We start from the raw sequence: 18,755 nt of genomic DNA, 5'->3' as shown, positions 1-18,755 counted from the left end.
ACACCTCATTGTTGTCATAAGTAATAATTATTATATAAATCCATCTTCAACGTATTTATATTACTAGAAAAACCCAGAGAAATTATGGATAAAATGTTACAATTGTGTGTACAACGAATAATAATGTCAGATTTTAGAGAGTTTTAGCATGCCTTAATTTTGGGAATAAAAAGAACAAATTTGTGAGTTTATAAATCTGAACTTCAATCAGTGAGGATGTTTCCTTCATCCTCCACTTGATTGTTAGTTTAACTTATTGGACCTTTGCATCCATAACCTAAAATCCGCTTATTAGTTAGAATTTTCATACTTAACTTATCAAAAAGTGCATGGTACCTGTCAAGAGTAGTACCTTATAACCTTGACGCTATAAAAATTCATATTGTATAATTATCTCAAACTAACTTGGGTTCGAGTCGGGGTGATTTTTTGAACAGAAATGGTAAAACGTTCCATAATTACAAATATAAAGATGTGCCAGATGAAGATATAGTAGATTTAGTTCATCGTGGAGATGATGATGCACACGATTTTTTAATACATAAATACCGACAATTTGTTAACGCCAAAGCTAGATCATATTTTTTAATCGGAGCTGACCGAGAAGATATCATTCAAGAAGGTATGATTGGTCTTTTTAAAGCAATAAGAGATTTTAAGAAAGATAAATTAAAATCTTTTAAATCATTTGCGGAGCTTTGCATTACAAGACAAATTATATCGGCCATTAAATCTGCAACCCGGCAAAAACATATCCCCCTAAATTCGTCTATCTCGTTAGACAAGCCTATTTTTGACGAAGAACCAAACCGGACATTAATGGATTTGGTCACTTGCTCAAAAACACTAGATCCTGAAGAACTATTTATTAATCAGGAAGACTATAATATTATTGAGGTTAAAATATCTGAACTTCTGACAGATTTAGAACGTGATGTTCTTGATTTATATTTGGATGGGCTTTCATATAAAGAAATATCTCAAAATAATAATCGCTCAGTGAAAGCTATTGATAATGCACTAACCCGCGTTAAGAGAAAACTAGAAAAATATATGGTTTCAAAACAATTAACGACGAAACGTTAATGTTTTATAAATCTGAACTTTAATCAATTAGAGTTTTACTTACGCGAGCTCTAGAGGCAGTTAATCCCCATCCTAATCTTGATTTTTTTAGTTCGATACCCTTTAAGATTGGAATAACAAGAAAAGCGCAAGGCGCCCGCCTATCGGCGACAAACACTGGAAGACCCGCTCGTAGCGGTCGGGTTTTTGACCGAAAGAGAAGGTCTGAAGTGATCGAGCCGATGGCGCCTGGAGCTAGACAGTTTCTAATTTAGAAATTTTATACTCTTCTAAATTTAAATAAAAACCACACCAAAATTTTTTTCATTGGTGTGGTTTTTATTAGAAGAGTTATATAATACTAGATTAAAAATAAACGAACAATGATGAAACTAAAACTTTATTTTTAATAATCGTAAGCTATTTAAAGTAACCAGTAATGTTGCCCCCATATCGGCAAATATCGCTAACCATAATGTTAACCAGCCAGGTACAATCAACAATAATGCTAAAACTTTTATTCCTAAAGAAAAGGTAATGTTTTGTTTAATAATAGATAATGCTCTACGACTTAATTTAATAGTATATGGCAACTTACTTAAATCATCTGACATTAACACAATATCCGCTGTTTCTAATGCTGTATCGGTTCCGGCTCCGCCCATTGCAACACCGAGATTGGAAGCTGCAAGAGCTGGTGCGTCGTTTACACCATCACCAACCATAGCGACACTGTGATAATTCGCTCTAAGTTTTTTAACAAAACTCAATTTATCTTCCGGAAGTAATTCGGCTTCCATGTCAGAAACCCCAACCTGTTTTGCAATTGCTTCAGCAGTCCGCTTATTATCACCTGTTAACATCACAGTTTTTTCAATCCCCAAATGATGAAGTTTTCGGATAACTTCTTTCGACGACTCTCGTATTTCATCAGCTACAGCAATGAGCGAAAGAATTTCTTTTTCTGTTCCTAAAACTATTACAGTTTTCCCTTGTCTTTGCATTTCATTAATCTTTTGTTTTTTTTTAACTTCTATCTTTCCATGCAATTCTTCAAAAAGCTTCGGGCTTCCAACATAATATATTTCATTATTTATTCTTGCTTTTACGCCTTTACCTGTAATAGATTGAAAATCCTCAACCGCTAAATCATTATAACGTATCTTGTCTTCATCAGCCTTTTTTAAAATTGCAGAAGAAAGTGGATGTTGAGATCCTTTTTCAATTGCTGCTGTAATAGTCATTAAATCCTTTTCACTTTCAACAAACGTAACAATATCCGTTACAGAAGGAACTCCTTTTGTTAATGTTCCAGTTTTATCAAAAGCAATAACTTTTAATGCGCCTGCTTGTTCTAAATAAATACCACCTTTAATCAATACCCCATTTTTCGCAGCATTTCCAATCGCTGTTACAATTGAAACAGGGGTAGAAATAACTAACGCACAAGGACAACCAACCACTAAGACAGTTAAACCACGATAAATCCATTCACTCCAATTACCTCCTAAAAATATAGGTGGGATGACAACAAGCAAAAAAGCAAAAACGATAATCACAGGTGTGTAATACTTAGCAAAGCGATCTACAAATTGCTGTGAAGGAGCTCTTTCTGCTTGTGCTTCTTCTACTAAATGGATGATTTTTGATAATGTCGTATCTTTAACTTTCTTTGTTACTTTTACTTCAAGTAAGCCTTCTTCATTTAATGTCCCTGCAAACACTTCATCATCTATTACCTTGGTTACTGGGATACTTTCTCCAGTAATGGCAGCTTGATTAATTGTAGAAGTCCCTTTTGTCACAACGCCATCCATCGCTATTTTTTGTCCTGGTTTTACAATCATAATGTCGCCAATTTCTATTTCATCAACATGCACCATTATTTCATGATTTTCACGACGAATTAATGCTTCTTTTGGTGCAATATCCATCAGTGATTCAATGGATTGACGAGCTTTATCCATTGAATATCGTTCTAATGCTTCACTTATTGCAAAAAGGATAACAACAACTGCTCCTTCTCCCCATTCCCCGATCGTAGCTGCACCTAAGATCGCTACTGTCATTAGGGTAGACATATCAAAATTTAATCGAACTAAATTTTTTAATCCTTTCATAAAGAGGGAATATCCGCCTATTACAATTGCTGATGCATAACCAATGATCGGAAAAATATGGTCGTCACCTACTTGTAATCGAAGAAGAAAACTACAAATTAACAAAACTATTGCTATATACACTTTATAGTTTTGTTTTTGTCTCCAAAAAGGAATATGTTCGACCTTTTGTTCTTTGTCATCACGAATTTTTAAATTATCAAAAGCCCCAGCTTTTTCTAATTCTTCTATAGTTATTGCACCTTGAACTACAAGCTTTGAAGCCCCAAAGTTAACTTTAGCATCTATAACCCCATCCAGGTATTTGACGTTCGTTTCAAACTTTTTAGCACAACTGGCACAAGTGAAGCCTTGGACTCGATATGTTGTTACTTTTTGCTCAAACATGGTTTTTCCATCTCCTTTTTGTGCACTAATGCTATAACTATTAATTGCCTAATGTGATCATCATCTAACGAATAAAAAGCGAGCTTTCCTTCTTTTCGGTATTTTACAACCCCTTGCTTATACAAAGTACGTAAATGATGGGAAGTTGTTGCAACAGAAGAACCAATAATATTAGCAATATCACACACACACAATTCTTCATCCTGACAAAGTGAAAAAGCTATCTTTGCTCTATTTTCGTCAGCTAGTGCTTTAAATAAATGTGAAACTCCCTTTAAATTTTCTTTTATTAATTCATTTTGAATTCGATTAACTTTTTCTTTGTCGTAACAGTATATATCACAAGTATCCTTCTTCACTTCATTCACTCCAATATTCATTCAAATTAACATTTGATTATATTATAAATATATTCCTCTTAATATTCAAATGTTCATTTGAATATTAAACTATAGAAAAAATTGGCTCATCGCCAAGTCCTCTAGCGGCAGCCTTAGTTTTTCTTATACATTAATCCTTTAGCGAAGTTAAACTTTCTTAAAGTATTAAAAAAAGCATTACTCCTGAATACATGAGCAATGCTTTTTTAATTTAAATAACCCATACAAAATTTACAATAACGACAGTTACAATTAGGTACATAATATTTAAAGGAATCCCTATTTTCAAATAATCCGAAAATCTATAGCCACCCGGACCGTAAACAATTAAATTACATTGATACCCAATAGGCGTAGCAAAACTAGCTGACGCAGCAATCGCTATTGCTACAAAGAATGCCATAGGGTCTACAGACAATTGATTAGCAATTGCAAGTGAAATAGGAACCATTAAGACTGCAGCAGCATTATTTGTAATAATTTCGGTAAATATCGTAGTTAGTAAGTAAACAACAATAATTGCACCAATAATACCGGCACCCTTACTAATTTTAATAAAATAACTAGCAATTAACGAAGCTGCACCAGACTGCTCAAGGGCGATACCGACACCAATTGCACAAGCAATTAAAAGTAAAACATCAAATTGAATATATTTTCTAGCACCTACAAATGTGATGGTTTTTGTTAAAAATAGTACAATTACAGCTAATAGAGCAGACTTAAACATAGGCAAAATATTAAATGCAGCTAGTAAAATCATTGAAAGTAATGTTACCATGGCAATAATCGATTTTCTTGGGTCGATCACGTCTGCCTCTTTTATTGGAGAAATCAAATAGAAATCACTAGAACTAGACCATCTATTTTCAAAGTCTTTGTTCGTTAATAGTAATAATGTATCTCCTGGCTTTAAATTGATATCCCCTACTTTATTGTTAATTCTTTCATCATTTCGGTGAACCGCTACTACACCCGCGCCATATTTACTACGAAACTTAGTTTCTTTTACTGTTTTTTGTACTAAAGAAGATTGATGCGAAACGACTCCCTCAACAAGTTTCGCACTACCGTTCTGCAAATCTTCTAATTTCAAGTTTGTTCCTGTTGAAACTCTTAAGCCTTTAATATTCTGCAACTCTACAATGGTGGATAATACACCTGTAAAAATTAATTTATCATTTTCATTTAGCTTTATATAAGAAGGAACTGAGGCAATGCGTTCGCCTCTCCTCATAAGTTCAATTAAATAAAGTCCATTAAGGTTTCTAAGTCCTGCAGCTTCAATTGTTTTTCCGATTAAAGGAGAATTCGGTTCAACATAAGCTTCCGCAAGATATTCGCGTGAACTTTCCTCAAAAGATTGTTTTGATGTTTTACGTTCTGGCAATAACTTATATCCAATTATAGCCATATATATAATACCAATGAAACCCGCTGGTAAAGCTACAATCGCAAGTTGAAACATTGAAAATCCATCAAGACCTTGTTCTAACATAAACCCATGTATTACTAGATTTGTAGATGTTCCAATTAACGTCAGCGTACCACCAAAAATAGTAGCATAGGAAAGTGGAATGAGAAATTTAGATGGAGATATATTTTTCTCAATACACCACTTTCGAACAACGGGAGTAAACATAACTACAATCGGTGTATTGTTCAAAAAAGCAGATAACCCTGCCATCGGAAACATCATTTGCAGAAGAGATCTTCTCGGGCTTCGTCCAGAACCTAATGAACTAGAAATAATTTGATTTAAAACACCACTTTGTTTCACAGCACCAGCTACGATAAAAAGAAGCGCAACCGTCAGCATTCCTTCATTAGAAAATCCTCTCAATGCATCAGCTGGTGTTAAAACTCCACTAATAATAAGTGCAGCCAATGCAAAAAAGACAATAAAATCAGGTCTAGCTATTTCTTTCATTAAACATACAAGCATACCTAGTACAACAAATAGTACAAAAGCTATTTCAAAAGTCATATTACTCTCCCCAAATCTTATGTTTTATAAATCCTCATAATTCATATCAACTTACTGTGATTTAAGCTCAAAAAAAGACACACAACGTAGTTAACGAAGTATGTGCCTTTGGTATTTCCAATCAGCTATGTAATTATTCTTATAATATTCCAGTAATTCCGATCTGTCAACTTGAATTTGATGTGTTTGTAATTTAATATCTACTATGAATGTAAACGCTAAAGTCTCTATTTAAATTTCACATAATTCAACAAACCTTTAACTGTTTCATAATAAAAAGAATTTATTGTTGTTTTAAAGTTAATTGGAAACTTAATACTTTTGGGTAGAAAAAAAAGAAAAGGTCCTTTTAAAAGTCGCTTAGTTAACGGTACATTAAATTTAAAAATATAAAACAATAGAGAGAATATCGATAGCACCCAAGTAAGACACGGTCTTTTGTTGAATAAATAGCTATAAGTGTACATTTTAAAATATATTAGACCTGACCAATAAATGTTCCACCCGTACTTAAATTTAATCAACTTTTGTTTGAGTAAAAATATCTCAATAAAAAAAGAGCCGATTCCCCACTTTAAAATATATACGATCTGCTTTGAAAGTGTTTTAGGCAGTTTACATAAAAAGAGTAGAACTAATAAAGGAGTAGCAATAAATATATGAAGCCCTCTCAACACTTTCCAATTTATGCCCTTATTCGTATATTCAAATACTAGATGTCTTTTGCAAAGATAATAATAAAATGAATTCCAAAAGCTAACAAAAATTAAACTTTTATAATATTTCGGCACTACTTTCCAAGTTTTAAATAAAAAATTCATTAAAACAATAAAAAGTATTATACTTATTTGCTTTTTTCTCATATTTTTCTCCCATAACTTATTCTTATGGTAAATATTATCCCCAATACCTTACAAAAAAATGTAAAAAGTATTAAAAATCAACGTTTTCGTGATCGGGAACTACCATCAAGAAAAGAAGAAATGAAAACATTTTTATTTAGTGCTGGTTTAGTTGGTTTTTGTACCTTTACTTTTTGAGGCTTCGCACCAATAAATTGCAATAGAATTTTTTTTGCTGTATTAAGAGACATCGAGCTTTTGGGGTTATGGAGATCTTGAGGGCATACTACTCCTTTATGTTTTAATGTTATATAATCTTCTTTTTCAGGTATCATATGAAAAAAATGGGGATTTCCTTTTGTTTTAATTCCAACTTTAACAAGCACCACTGTACTTTGTTTTGCTTTTCCAGGTTGAGTACTATACTCAAGCCACAACTTTTTGGCATGTCCAATTTTAATAAGTTTTTGCAGCGTATTATTCTTAATGTCATACAGATCACGCTTAACAATCGCTGTTTTGGCATGGCGGTTTACAGAGTACAGGGCATGTTGGATCGACTCAATATCCAAATTCGTACTAGAATTTGAGTTTTTCACCATATCACCCTTTCCTACTTATAGTTCTTCTTATTATACAGTTTTTCTAGTGATTATGTACACCTTAAATATATTTCGGAAGTAATTTCCAAATCGCTAGTACACTAAAGTTTTTTGAGATAAGAAGAGCCATTCAGACCGCACTACTCGCTACACTCCTTAAAGATGGAGGTTTTCTTGCGAATTATTGATAAAAAAGTAAAATTACTACAATTGAATGTCTTTATGGTAATTGAGACCTCAGCTTTCTTTTTCTTTTATCTTTTCGCGGATACTTTCTAGTTCTTTTAAAGACAGTTCACTTAAAGATTTTTTAATTTCTTCTTCGATTTGTTTTCGATTTTTTTCCCGATATTGTTCCCACCATTCTCGTAAACCTTCCGTATTTTTCAGAAGATATTCTATATCAATTTCGTCTACTTCATCATCTGACAGATAATTTAACACAGCTGCTAACATGTTATTTAGTTTAATGATTTCATCTTTGTTATTTTCTTTATCGTTCACTACAGAACCATTTGTTTCCTTATCTTTTTCACCTAACTTGTTAATTTGAATAGCTTTTCTTGGCATAATTTCCCATACTCCTTAATTAGATCTTTTTTTAGTATTATCATAAAAAAAGGAATGCTTTATACGAAATTAAGGAGTTTAATTTATGGTTGTATGAATTTTTGAATGATTTTGAAATCACGAATAAAATAGATTTATTAACATATTAAAATCAAAAAACACAACTTCTATGGAATAATTAAGTCTTTTTCTCAAAATAGAGGACCTGTAGTCCGTGATATTCTATATTACTAGTAATCTTCAACGCAACTAATTAAAGTTGTTACACTTTTTGATCCACAACCTTTAGTTTTACCTACTTTTCATTCCATTCTTCTGCCAAAACTCCATAAACAACATGATCAACATAACAGTCATATAGCCATTCAGCCTGTCTGATCGTGCCTTCATTTACAAAATTTAATCTTTCTGGAATTGCTCTACTTTTTTTATTTCCAACTGCTGTCCGAATCTCAACCTTATTTAGTTTTAAATCGTGAAAAGCATAGTTAGTCAACGCTTTGGCTACCTTGGTCATAATTCCATTTCCCTGAAATCCTTCCCCAAGCCAATAACCTATATAGGCTGTTCTATTTGCCCAATTAATATTGTTGTAACCCGCTACTCCAACAATGTCTCCTTTAAACAATATAACAGTGTTTAAACTTTTGTTTTCGGAAAAACCTTTTAACGATATTTTGATAAACTCAATTGTATCTTCTACATTTGTTGTTGTATCTAACCAAGGAAGCCATTCTCGTAAATATTCTCTTGAGTAATTCGTTAATTTAAATAAACTCTCAGCATCTTTTACCTCTAATAACTTTAAAGATAAGTCTTCATCAATATTATGTACAAACATAATAGCCTCCAAATCATATTTTAGTAGGGAAATTCTTCATCCTCATTAATTAGTACTTTAAGCACAGCTAATCCCTTTCCAAAAATTTCGACATTCAAAAATTTTTGGAAAGGGACTTCCTCTAAAACTAATCAACTATAATAATTATTTACCATTTCGTTGATGAGCCAGTTGGTTCTAGCTCCTGTCCATGTCCCTCTACACTGTTCCTCTTTCAATAAGCTTAACTAATATTTCCTTATTATTGATGAAAGTTATACAATATCGAATCTTTAGGCGCAGTTAATTCCCCACCTAAACTTCGATTTCCTTTAGTTTTAGGTAGGCTTTCTGCTCCTTAAGAGTGTAGCAAATGAGAAGTATAAAAGATGTCCCTCACTCATTCAAAACTCTCAAACTTTTTAAACGTAAACACAGCTAATCCAATGCACAATGCTGAAAGCAGCAATGTGCTACCTACTACTAGCCAAGTGGAACTTCCCCACGTTCCTTCTAATAAAATAATTGAAGCTTCGGCACGAAGGTTTGCAGGACTCCACTCCATAAATCTTGGTAACAGTGACGTAAGAACGCTTAGTGTCCCTAAAAGAAAAATAGTCACTCCAGCTATACCGCCATTGTTTCTCAATAATGTTCCAACTAATATTGTTACAGCGACAATCAAAACAACCCAAAGACTATAAACAATCAAGCTATTAAGCATTAATGTCCATGGTACATGATTAAAAAGTAAATTCGTATAATACCAAGTTAAAACGTAACTTGCTGCTATTGATACGAGTAAAATACAGAGCTGTGCGATAAATTTACTACCGATATATTGAAGTGCACTTACAGGTCTCGCCATTACAAGGGTTAAGGAACCATTTTGTCGCTCTTGTGAAATCACTCCCATTACAGCTAAGACAAATAATAATGTTCCGATCGACCCGTATTGGGACATTGTACCAATTAACACTTCTTCCCCTGTTGTTGTTGGAAAATTAATGATCGCTCCATCTGGGAGATTACCTGCAACTTCGAGAATTTGCGGCATGTAATAGATAGATATCGGTTGTGAAATACCGATGACCATTAATACAATCGGTAGCCAGATCCACTTACCATTGCTTAAGCTTTCTTTCATTTCTTTTTTTAATAAGACGAGAAAATTTTTCATCGCTCCATCACCTTCATATATGCGTCTTCCAATGAGTCTTTCACCGTTTCATAATGGACGATTGTGAGATTTTGACTAATCAAATATTGCAACAACACATTGGTTTTTGTAACATCGTTCATTGTAAATCTAACAGTCGTTAAATCAAGATATTCAATATTTTCAATAAAATCGAGTTTATCTAATACACCTTTAATCGCCCCATCTGTTTGAAGCTTTATTGCTAACGAATCAAACTCTTTTTTCAGGGAATCGAGCGTACCATTCCATATCAGACTCCCATCTTTTAACATTAAGATTTCCTCACACACTTGTTCGGCATCATGTAAAATATGCGTTGAGAAAATTATCGTCATCTGATTTTTTAGTTGATCGATAAGGTGAAGAACATCCCTTCTTCCTGTTGGGTCAAGTGCTGAAACTGGTTCATCTAAAATAAGTAATTCCGGCTCATGTAACAATGCTTGCGCTAACCCTAACCTTTGCTTCATTCCACCGGAAAAACCACCTATTTTCTTGTTTTTCACTTCTGTTAAGCTCACAAATTCGAGTATTTCCTCTATACGTTTAGTCAACTGTTTTTTCGGTACATGTGAGAGATCTCCTACAAACTGTAGAAATCCCTTTGGGGTCATCCAGTTAAAAAATGAAGGATGCTGCGGCAAAAATCCAATCAAAGTTCGATAATCCTTCTGTTGGCAACCTTCAAATTCAATCTTTCCTGATGTTGGCGCGAGTAAGCCAGCTAACATTTGTAACGTCGTTGTTTTCCCCGCACCATTAGGGCCAAGTAACGCAATACACCGACCCTTTTCAATGGAAAAAGTAATCTGTTTGACTGCAGTATGTTCCTTATAATTCTTTGTTAAATCTTTAATGGTTACTAGCATACTTTCCTCCCCTATCCATTTTTTCGGCCAAGTAAAAAGTATAAAATTGGACCTATTAAATTTACGAAAATAATAATTAATACCCACATCAATTTTGGCCCATTCGTTTCCTCTTGTTTTGCGCAACTCACTAACGCAAATACCATTAATATGAGTTGTAAAACTATCAACGGAGTTACAAGTGCCCAGTTAATATCATTTAAAAGTTCCATGTTCATCTCTCCTCGTTTTGTTTTTTTCGTTTTCTATTATGCGGCAAAATCACAAATATGAAATAAAACAATGTCGGTAATGGGAATTGAATTAATCCCCAAACCCCCCAAAACCATGCAAAAACCCTTTTCTTCTTCGCATCTATAAATAAAAGGGTACTTTGTATTAGTAAAATTAAAATAATTAACGGAAATAGGACGTATAACTCAAATGTTGTCATTTAGAGAACATCCCTTCTTGTTTCCTTCTTTTCAAAAGTACGAAAAGAACGAGAGGTGCAAGGAAAATTGCCCCAATTTGTATTGCGATAAAAAAAACAGGAGATTGAACGAAACTAATAATAATGGCACTTAAAATACAGACAGCTGTGAACAAAAAGAGTGTAAGTTCTTTATAAAACTTCTTTGCTTGTTTAGCTTCATGAGCTTTAAGTTGATTATTTATTTCGATTACAGAAATAGAAGAACTTCCCCCTAATTTATCCACCTGTTCCCAGTCGTGTTTCAATTTTTGGATTTGCTCTTGATCATCTCTTCTTTTCATCATCCCACTCCTTTCGTATCTGTTTTAGGCCATTATGGACTCTAGATTTTACTGTTCCAGTTTTTATACCCATCATCTCTCCGATCTCGTCATACGTATACCCATAATAATGATGTAGTAGGATTGGCACTCTCACATTAGCATCTAATTGATTGAAATCAGTAAACACATCGCTCCATTCCATCCCTTTCATATCCGCTTGCCAAGAAAGTTGACGTGACAACGTTCGTTTCAGCTGTTCGAGCCATTTCCTCTCCCGTTTCTTTTTTCGGAACAAATCAATATATAACCTAGTAGCGATCGAAATCATCCAAGTCGAGAACTTCCCATCCGCTTTGAACGATGCAAGATTCGTATAACACTTCAACATCGTTTCCTGAGCAAGATCTCTACTCACTTCTTCATCAAGTGTCAACTTCAATAGATATTTATAAAGAAAAGAATAATACCGTTGAAAGAGATGAGCAAAAGCATCGTCATCTCCGGTCATTGCTTTTCGAATGATGACCACATCATCCTCCTGTTCCATAAGTTACCCCTTTCTATTGGTGATCAGTTATATGACGAACGAGAATAATCAATCGTTCATTTTTTATATTACTTTTTTAAATAAATTATATAAAATGCCTTTGGAGAATGTAGGGAATTACTATTCCATCGATAGTAATCTCTAGATAAAACTGAACTTCAATCAGTGCGGGTTCCTTCATCCACCACTGATTGTTAGTTTAACTTATACCACGGGCATAAGAATAACTAATCATCAGTTTTCGCTGATGATTAGTTATTCTATATCGGACCTTTAGGGGCAGTTAATCCCACACTTAAACTTTTCGATTTTCTTATGTTTTGAGAGGAAGGTCGTACAGCCCCTTAAGATTGGAATAAATTGACACCATTTTTATTCCTAGTATGTTGCTAATACTAAGCCGACAGCTGTTCCTCTCTACTTTGTTTTGTTAGCAAACTAAAACCTACAAAAGCTAACAATGAAAAGATAATCGGAAAAACAACAGTATGAACGCCAAATAAATTTGGATAATATGTATGGATTAATATATATGAACTAATTCCTACAACCATTGAAGCAATGGCACCATATTTATTTCCCCTTTGCCAATAAAGACCCATTATCACTGGCCAGATAAATGTTGCTTGCAGACCACCAAATGCGAATAAATTTAGCCAAATTAATAAGTTAGGTGGACTTAGTGCCATCATAAATACGAGTACACCTAACACTGCTGTGACACCAAAACTTACCCGTTTTACTTCCTTTATTGATGCTTGGGGTTTGATATAGTTCATATAGACATCTTTCACGACTGTCGAACTAACAAGTAATAACAATGAGTCCACTGTTGACATAATTGCTGCCATTGGAGCAGCTAAAACTATTCCCGCAACCCAAGCTGGGAGTACTTCCATCGCAATCAACGGCATAACCGTGTCCCCTACTTCAATTCCTGGTAGAACTGCTCTTGCAAACACACCTGTTAGATGCATACCAAGCATAATAAACCCAACGACAATCGTACCGATAATTAATGCTCGGTGCATAGCCTTCGAATTTTTATAAGACATTGCTCGCACGGTTACTTGTGGTAAAGCAACAACTCCGACGCCTACTAAAATCCAAAAAGATGAAACATAAGCAGGTGATAAACCACCATCATGACCAAACGGCGTTACAAGATTAGGATTTTCAGCCACTAAAGCAGCCATTATATTCGGAATCCCGCCACCTGCAACAATTGTACCGATAAGAATAATTAACGTTCCGACAAACATGACAATCCCTTGAAGTAAGTCCGTAACAGCTACTGCTCTAAACCCTCCAATAATAACATATAGTAAAACAGCAATCGCAAAAATGAACAACGCTGATGTGTAAGTTAATCCTGTTAGTGAGGAAATTAATCTGGCTCCGCCAACCCATTGTGCAGCCATAGCTGAAAATAGGAAAACGATAATACTAAAAGCTGACACTAATACGAGCCATTTACTATTATCATATCTTTTTCGTAAAAAATCGATTAAAGTTATCGCTTTATATTTTCTTGCATAAATAGCAAACTTCTTTCCAAGTATCATCAAAACAAAATATCCTGTCGCTACTTGAATCATAGCAAGTAAAACCCACCCTAAACCTTGTGTATAAGCAGCTCCAGGCCCACCAATAAAACTACTCGCACTTCCATATGTTGCAATCATCGTCATTGCTAGAATGAATCCACCTAGCTCACGACTACCTAAAAAGTACTCTTGTAAAAAATTATTCGTCCTCTTTAAATGAAATGAAGACCAAAACCCAATCGCAAATATTAAAATTAAGAAAATAACTAATGGAATAATAACAGACCAATTCATTCAGTATCCTCCGCTTCGGTCTCAAAATCTACATCTACAAAAAACTTCTTTACCAGGACGATAACTAAAAAGATCATCACAAATAAGCCAACTACGCAGCTATAAAAAAACCATGCAGGTAATCCAATAATATACGTGTATTCTTCTACTGGAGTAGAACCTAGTCCATATGCAAAACCAAACCACCATATAAAATTAAAGATAACTAGTCCAATACCAATCAGAGCCTCACGATGTGCAATTTTAAACCTAGGATCATTTTTTTTATCAAATTGAGTCATTTTCCATCTCCTTTCGATTTAATAAACAAATTTTTATTATAAACGAAAAATGATATTATTCCTATCATTACCATTATTATGAATATTATGGTATAAATGCGGCAGATTATTAAGAGAGAAAAAAATTCGATGAACGTTCATATTATGAAAATTGAAAATCGCCATGAGTATCCACCTTAAAATTGTCGTAAAACACTACGTAGCTTTTACGTAATCAGTTAGCGTCTCACCCAGTTAAATTGAGCACTTTTACCTTGGTTAATAAATATACAAAAAACCCAATTCCTTTTTATGATGGAATTGGGTTTTTCGTTTATTTTATGCTTTAGCCATGAACGCATCCATGTCTTCTTCTACAGTAGTAATACCACTAATTCCGAAGTTCTCCACTAAAACTTTCGCTACGTTTGGAGATAAGAACGCTGGTAGTGTTGGCCCTAATTTAATATCTTTCACACCTAGGTATAATAGAGCTAATAAAACGATTACGGCTTTTTGCTCATACCAAGCTAGGTTATATTCAATTGGTAATTCGTTAATGTCGTTTAATTCAAAGATTTCTTTTAGCTTCATTGCTACAACAGCTAATGAATAAGAATCGTTACATTGTCCAGCATCAAGAACACGTGGGATACCACCAATGTCACCTAAAGATAGTTTGTTGTAACGGTACTTCGCACAGCCAGCTGTTAAAATTACAGTATCTTGTGGTAGAGTTTGTGCAAACTCTGAATAGTAGTCACGTGACTTCATTCGTCCGTCACAACCTGCCATTACAAAGAATTTCTTGATTGCTCCAGTTTTAACTGCATCTACAACTTTATCAGCTAATTGTGTTACTTGGTTATGAGCAAACCCACCAACAATTGTTCCTTCTTCAATTGTAGTTGGTGCAGGTAATTTCTTCGCATGTTCAATGATTTCAGAGAAGTCTTTCGTTTTCCCATCTTCACGATCTGAAATGTGCTTAAACCCGGGATAAGCTGTTGAACCAGTCGTATAAACGCGATCTTTATAGCTTCCCTTTGGCGGCACAATACAGTTAGTTGTAAAGAGAATTGGTCCGTTAAAGCTTTCGAATTCTTCTTTTTGTTTCCACCATGCGTTTCCATAGTTTCCATAGAAATGCTCATACTTTTTGAAAGCTGGATAATAGTTTGCAGGAAGCATTTCAGAGTGAGTGTAAACGTCTACTCCTGTACCTTCTGTTTGTTCAAGAAGCTCCTCAAAGTCTTTCAAATCATGTCCACTAACGAGAATAGCAGGATTGTTACGTGTGTCAATTTTCACTTCCGTCATTTCTGGATGACCGAATCTAGATGTGTTTGCTTTATCTAATAACGCCATTACATCTACACCGTATTTCCCAGTTTCCATTACTAAACTCACAAGCTCATCAGCACTTAACGAATCATCTTCTGTAGCTAGTAAAGCTTTTTCGATAAAGTCATAAATTTCATTGCCTTCATGGCCTAGGTTTAATGCATGTTTAGCATAAGCTGCCATTCCTTTTAAACCAAATAAAATTAATGAACGTAAACTACGTACATCTTCATTTTCAGTAGCCAAAATACCGACTTGCTTTTCCTCAGATTTTCTTTCAAAATCTGCAAACGAACCATCCCATGTTGCATAGTCAGGATACTCTTTGTCCTTTAAAGCACCTTTATCTACTAATTCTTGTTTGATAGAATCGCGTACTTCTAGTGCTTTTTCAATTCGATTTGCAACCGAAGTATCTTCAAAGTTAGCATTTGTGATCGTTGTGAATAGTCCATCTAAAATTATTCGATCTGTTTTTAATTGATTAATCCCCGCAATACGAGCTTGTTGATTAAATTCAGCAACACCCTTCAATGTATAAATTAATAAATCTTGAAGATTTGCAACCTCACTTGTTTTTCCACAAACCCCAGCCGCTAAATTACAGCCAGTATTTTTTAAAGCTTCTTGACATTGATGACAAAACATACTCATTAATAAAATTCCCCCTTGCTAAAACTTGTTTGCTTTCTTTCGCTAAAAATAGAATATCAGTAACGAGAAATTTATGAGGTGACCTTTGTCACAAGTTCAAGAAAAAAATAATTTTTCAAACTGATTTGTACTTAAGTTATCATGAACAAAACTGGCCCCCTACTCGTAACAGCGTAGGTTAATTTGGTTAGATTGTTTAATGCAAAAACAATAACCAAATCAGAGCTACATTACGAAGGGAGCCATTACTATGAAGGATAACACAAAATTTGTAGGTTTAGACGTATCTAAAGAAAAAATTTCTGTTGCGATTGCCGATCAAGGGAGAGAAAAAGCTAGATATTACGGTACCATTCCAAATACTCCTGAGGCAATCAGGAAATTAGTTAAAAACTTAGGGGAGCCTGAAAATCTTTTAGTGTGTTATGAAGCTGGTCCAACAGGATACCCACTTTACCGATTTTTCCTAAGTTTAGGAATTGAATGTGACGTAATTGCGCCATCTTTGATCCCACGAAAGTCGGGAGACCGCGTAAAAACTGATAAGAGAGATGCCGTTCGCCTTGCACAGTTATTTCGAGCTGGGGAGTTAACCTCAATCTATGTACCCACGCCAGAAGATGAAGCATTACGAGATTTAGTTAGAGCTAGAGAAGACGCAAAAGAAGATGAATTGCGTGCCAAACATCGGCTCACAAAGTTTCCGAAAAAGTGCAAAATTAAAGTGTTTTCGAAAAATAACGGAACAAGAGTCCGCTCAATACACGTTTATATTTTTAGAAACCTTTATGAAGAGACTTAACACAAACTATTTTTTAAACGAAAGCAATCCTACCATGGCTGCAGATGTTCCAACGAATAAGAAGCTCCAAAATGGGATTAAGTCAATGGCTCCTTCAACTCCTGACGTGTGCTGAGAAATTGAACTCCATAACAAAATCACATTATAAATAACAGTCTTCATGTGTATCATCAACGAAACGATTAGTCCAGAAACACGCTGCTTCCACAATAAAACGTAGTGAAGTAAACCTGAAGTTATTTCACATCTAACTCCACTTTCATTTCAGGTTTCTTCACCGAACGGTACATGTAATCTTATTCATTTTCGTATTCCATAGTTTCACTAAAAAACAAATGAGCTCTACACTTGCAATCAGAGGAACCGAAGCCTCGTACAGGTATACTTCCCTTATTTTCTATCATTAATCGATGAAAAAGCTGACACTCCCCTTCCTCTCCAGAAAAAGTTTCGACCTCTACTACCTGAACAAAAGGTCGTAAATAATCAAAATGCCAGCGCTGCTTTTTTTCTTTTTTCAAATGTCTTTCTATTCTAGACTGAATATTTCTTTTGGCACTCCCAACATATACATATATTCCTTTTTGGAAAGAAAAACGACCTAGCTTTCCTATCATAATCTCTGAGTGATCCTCAGTCATCACCGTCTTTATCGCATATAGGTTATCACTCGAATTATATTTTACCGGTTTCATCATAAAACTTACCCTTTCTAATTTTCACTATACTAAGGGAGACCCCTACTAGTGCCACTCCTTACCATTAAAACATAACTGAACAACTTCTGTATAAGTCATAGTGCACACGTTTTTTCAAGTGATCACCTTTTCAGATTCTGCCGATACAAATCGTTCGATTTATAACCTTGCGATAACACATCAATCATTTGATGAATTCGCTTTTCTCTTGTCTTCTCTTGTTTTGCAGAGAAAATCTGACGTGCCCAATCTTTCTTGTAACCCGGTGTTAAGCTTTGATAAAATTTTAACTCTTCTGGATAGTCCGCTAACAAGATTTCGACATCCTTAACTTTGTCCTCATAAGCGGCAACACATTGACTTGGGGCTGATGATTTCCGTTCCTTCATTTTTTCACGCTTTAATCCAACAACAGTGAAAACACCATCCATACTTACCATCCGCGAAAATTTTATATCGCTATTACCTACATACCCATCTTCTCCAACACCCATTTTCGGAAAAATTTCGTCTCTATGTACAAATGTATAATAGCGTTTGTTACCTTTTTTCGGATAAGCAAAAAAAACGTATCCTTTCTCAAGTAAAAGATGGTTATTAATGATATGTTGTGCATGCGTAACCATTTCATCAACCGTTTCAACAAAAGTGAAAATTGCATCATGATCTTTAGAAAGTATAGTCGCGTGTTCAGTAAATACATGGTAATCGGTTGGTTGATTAATTACAGCCATATTCGTAAATTTATCAAGTTTTAATTTATTTATAATTGTCATGACACTAGCGTTGTATAAATATTGTCATAATTTTCAGTTTAATTATTTTCTTTGTTTAGAGCCAAAAAAGTTAATACCCAACTAAAGATGGCTCCATCCATTTGGAAATTTATTTACAATTAGACTGGTGCAACGACGACAAATTGCGTATTAAGGGAGGGCTTTCCCTTCAATCTTTCGAAGCCAGATATGCGCTGGTTTCCACAAAGTAGCCTTTAAAATATCGGCTAATTTGCAATGTTTTTCGCTTAC

At 34.4% G+C, this 18,755-nt stretch carries 19 protein-coding genes; 2 read left to right on the top strand and 17 right to left on the bottom strand.

What is annotated here, in order from left to right; all coding sequences use genetic code 11:
• The first annotated feature begins 429 nt into the window (after nt 1-429).
• The gene (gene sigH / locus BKP37_RS08230) at nt 430-1,086 is read left to right on the top strand and encodes an RNA polymerase sporulation sigma factor SigH (protein WP_071309136.1); all 657 of its coding nucleotides are present in this window, start codon (nt 430-432) and stop codon (nt 1,084-1,086) included.
• Nucleotides 1,087-1,457: 371 nt separating this feature from the next.
• Here the strand turns inward: sigH and BKP37_RS08225 are convergent, their stop codons facing one another.
• The 15 genes from BKP37_RS08225 to hcp all read right to left on the bottom strand — a co-directional run bounded on the left by BKP37_RS08225 (nt 1,458) and on the right by hcp (nt 16,227).
• Nucleotides 1,458-3,572, bottom strand: coding sequence for a heavy metal translocating P-type ATPase (locus BKP37_RS08225; RefSeq protein WP_071309135.1), 2,115 nt, complete (start codon nt 3,570-3,572; stop codon nt 1,458-1,460).
• Nucleotides 3,554-3,931, bottom strand: coding sequence for an ArsR/SmtB family transcription factor (locus BKP37_RS08220; protein ID WP_245712473.1), 378 nt, complete (start codon nt 3,929-3,931; stop codon nt 3,554-3,556). Before BKP37_RS08220 ends, BKP37_RS08225 begins: the two co-directional genes overlap by 19 nt.
• 232 nt (nt 3,932-4,163) lie before the next feature.
• On the bottom strand, nt 4,164-5,939 hold the full coding sequence (locus BKP37_RS08215; RefSeq protein ID WP_071309133.1) for an SLC13 family permease: 1,776 nt from the start codon (nt 5,937-5,939) through the stop codon (nt 4,164-4,166).
• 940 nt (nt 5,940-6,879) lie between these two features.
• Nucleotides 6,880-7,383, bottom strand: a complete 504-nt coding sequence (locus tag BKP37_RS08205; protein ID WP_071309131.1) for a YkyB family protein — start codon at nt 7,381-7,383, stop codon at nt 6,880-6,882.
• 237 nt (nt 7,384-7,620) lie between these two features.
• Complete coding sequence (locus BKP37_RS08200) at nt 7,621-7,953, bottom strand: hypothetical protein (RefSeq protein WP_071309130.1); 333 nt, start codon at nt 7,951-7,953, stop codon at nt 7,621-7,623.
• A gap of 295 nt (nt 7,954-8,248) precedes the next feature.
• Nucleotides 8,249-8,794: a GNAT family N-acetyltransferase gene (locus BKP37_RS08195; protein ID WP_071309129.1), complete on the bottom strand. Its 546-nt coding sequence runs from the start codon at nt 8,792-8,794 to the stop codon at nt 8,249-8,251.
• Between the two features lie 379 nt (nt 8,795-9,173).
• On the bottom strand, nt 9,174-9,953 hold the full coding sequence (locus BKP37_RS08190) for an ABC transporter permease (RefSeq protein WP_071309128.1): 780 nt from the start codon (nt 9,951-9,953) through the stop codon (nt 9,174-9,176).
• Entirely contained in the window at nt 9,950-10,843 is an 894-nt protein-coding gene (locus tag BKP37_RS08185) for an ABC transporter ATP-binding protein (protein WP_071309127.1), read from the bottom strand. The genes BKP37_RS08190 and BKP37_RS08185 overlap by 4 nt, the downstream gene beginning before the upstream one ends.
• 11 nt (nt 10,844-10,854) lie before the next feature.
• Complete coding sequence (locus tag BKP37_RS08180; protein WP_071309126.1) at nt 10,855-11,055, bottom strand: PLD nuclease N-terminal domain-containing protein; 201 nt, start codon at nt 11,053-11,055, stop codon at nt 10,855-10,857.
• Nucleotides 11,056-11,057: 2 nt separating this feature from the next.
• Nucleotides 11,058-11,276 (bottom strand): transcriptional regulator, encoded by a 219-nt coding sequence (locus tag BKP37_RS08175; protein ID WP_071309125.1) that lies wholly within the window; start codon nt 11,274-11,276, stop codon nt 11,058-11,060.
• Nucleotides 11,273-11,599 carry a YxlC family protein gene (locus BKP37_RS08170; RefSeq protein ID WP_071309124.1) on the bottom strand — a complete coding sequence of 109 codons (327 nt, stop codon included), beginning with the start codon at nt 11,597-11,599 and terminating at the stop codon, nt 11,273-11,275. Before BKP37_RS08170 ends, BKP37_RS08175 begins: the two co-directional genes overlap by 4 nt.
• Nucleotides 11,583-12,128, bottom strand: coding sequence for an RNA polymerase sigma factor SigY (sigY, locus tag BKP37_RS08165; protein ID WP_071309123.1), 546 nt, complete (start codon nt 12,126-12,128; stop codon nt 11,583-11,585). The genes BKP37_RS08170 and sigY overlap by 17 nt, the downstream gene beginning before the upstream one ends.
• Nucleotides 12,129-12,523: 395 nt before the next feature.
• Complete coding sequence (gene panF / locus BKP37_RS08160; RefSeq protein WP_071309122.1) at nt 12,524-13,969, bottom strand: sodium/pantothenate symporter; 1,446 nt, start codon at nt 13,967-13,969, stop codon at nt 12,524-12,526.
• Nucleotides 13,966-14,250: a YhdT family protein gene (locus BKP37_RS08155; RefSeq protein WP_071309121.1), complete on the bottom strand. Its 285-nt coding sequence runs from the start codon at nt 14,248-14,250 to the stop codon at nt 13,966-13,968. Before BKP37_RS08155 ends, panF begins: the two co-directional genes overlap by 4 nt.
• Nucleotides 14,251-14,568: 318 nt before the next feature.
• Complete coding sequence (gene hcp / locus BKP37_RS08150) at nt 14,569-16,227, bottom strand: hydroxylamine reductase (RefSeq protein WP_071309120.1); 1,659 nt, start codon at nt 16,225-16,227, stop codon at nt 14,569-14,571.
• 250 nt (nt 16,228-16,477) lie between these two features.
• On the opposite strand from hcp, the gene BKP37_RS08145 reads away from it, so the two are divergent.
• Nucleotides 16,478-17,029 carry an IS110 family transposase gene (locus BKP37_RS08145; RefSeq protein ID WP_245712472.1) on the top strand — a complete coding sequence of 184 codons (552 nt, stop codon included), beginning with the start codon at nt 16,478-16,480 and terminating at the stop codon, nt 17,027-17,029.
• 296 nt (nt 17,030-17,325) lie between these two features.
• Here BKP37_RS08145 and BKP37_RS08140 read toward each other — a convergent pair whose 3' ends face one another.
• Both BKP37_RS08140 and BKP37_RS08135 read right to left on the bottom strand, forming a co-directional pair.
• Nucleotides 17,326-17,727 (bottom strand): GIY-YIG nuclease family protein, encoded by a 402-nt coding sequence (locus BKP37_RS08140; protein ID WP_071309119.1) that lies wholly within the window; start codon nt 17,725-17,727, stop codon nt 17,326-17,328.
• Between the two features lie 122 nt (nt 17,728-17,849).
• Entirely contained in the window at nt 17,850-18,503 is a 654-nt protein-coding gene (locus BKP37_RS08135) for a YdeI/OmpD-associated family protein (protein ID WP_071309118.1), read from the bottom strand.
• Between the last annotated feature and the right edge of the window lie 252 nt (nt 18,504-18,755).

Source organism: Anaerobacillus alkalilacustris (assembly GCF_001866005.1).
GTDB lineage: Bacteria > Bacillota > Bacilli > Bacillales > Anaerobacillaceae > Anaerobacillus > Anaerobacillus alkalilacustris.
This window is presented reverse-complemented; position numbering and strand designations above follow the sequence as displayed.

Coding starts and splice junctions, on each gene's coding strand:
- BKP37_RS08175 (WP_071309125.1), bottom strand. CDS start 11,276: ATGACAACATTTGAGTTATACGTCCTATTTCCGTTAATTATTTTAATT.
- BKP37_RS08145 (WP_245712472.1), top strand. CDS start 16,478: ATGAAGGATAACACAAAATTTGTAGGTTTAGACGTATCTAAAGAAAAA.
- panF (WP_071309122.1), bottom strand. CDS start 13,969: ATGAATTGGTCTGTTATTATTCCATTAGTTATTTTCTTAATTTTAATA.
- BKP37_RS08135 (WP_071309118.1), bottom strand. CDS start 18,503: ATGACAATTATAAATAAATTAAAACTTGATAAATTTACGAATATGGCT.
- BKP37_RS08140 (WP_071309119.1), bottom strand. CDS start 17,727: ATGATGAAACCGGTAAAATATAATTCGAGTGATAACCTATATGCGATA.
- BKP37_RS08155 (WP_071309121.1), bottom strand. CDS start 14,250: ATGACTCAATTTGATAAAAAAAATGATCCTAGGTTTAAAATTGCACAT.
- BKP37_RS08190 (WP_071309128.1), bottom strand. CDS start 9,953: ATGAAAAATTTTCTCGTCTTATTAAAAAAAGAAATGAAAGAAAGCTTA.
- sigY (WP_071309123.1), bottom strand. CDS start 12,128: ATGGAACAGGAGGATGATGTGGTCATCATTCGAAAAGCAATGACCGGA.
- BKP37_RS08195 (WP_071309129.1), bottom strand. CDS start 8,794: ATGTTTGTACATAATATTGATGAAGACTTATCTTTAAAGTTATTAGAG.
- BKP37_RS08225 (WP_071309135.1), bottom strand. CDS start 3,572: ATGTTTGAGCAAAAAGTAACAACATATCGAGTCCAAGGCTTCACTTGT.
- BKP37_RS08205 (WP_071309131.1), bottom strand. CDS start 7,383: ATGGTGAAAAACTCAAATTCTAGTACGAATTTGGATATTGAGTCGATC.
- BKP37_RS08215 (WP_071309133.1), bottom strand. CDS start 5,939: ATGACTTTTGAAATAGCTTTTGTACTATTTGTTGTACTAGGTATGCTT.
- BKP37_RS08185 (WP_071309127.1), bottom strand. CDS start 10,843: ATGCTAGTAACCATTAAAGATTTAACAAAGAATTATAAGGAACATACT.
- BKP37_RS08170 (WP_071309124.1), bottom strand. CDS start 11,599: ATGAAAAGAAGAGATGATCAAGAGCAAATCCAAAAATTGAAACACGAC.
- BKP37_RS08200 (WP_071309130.1), bottom strand. CDS start 7,953: ATGCCAAGAAAAGCTATTCAAATTAACAAGTTAGGTGAAAAAGATAAG.
- hcp (WP_071309120.1), bottom strand. CDS start 16,227: ATGAGTATGTTTTGTCATCAATGTCAAGAAGCTTTAAAAAATACTGGC.
- BKP37_RS08180 (WP_071309126.1), bottom strand. CDS start 11,055: ATGGAACTTTTAAATGATATTAACTGGGCACTTGTAACTCCGTTGATA.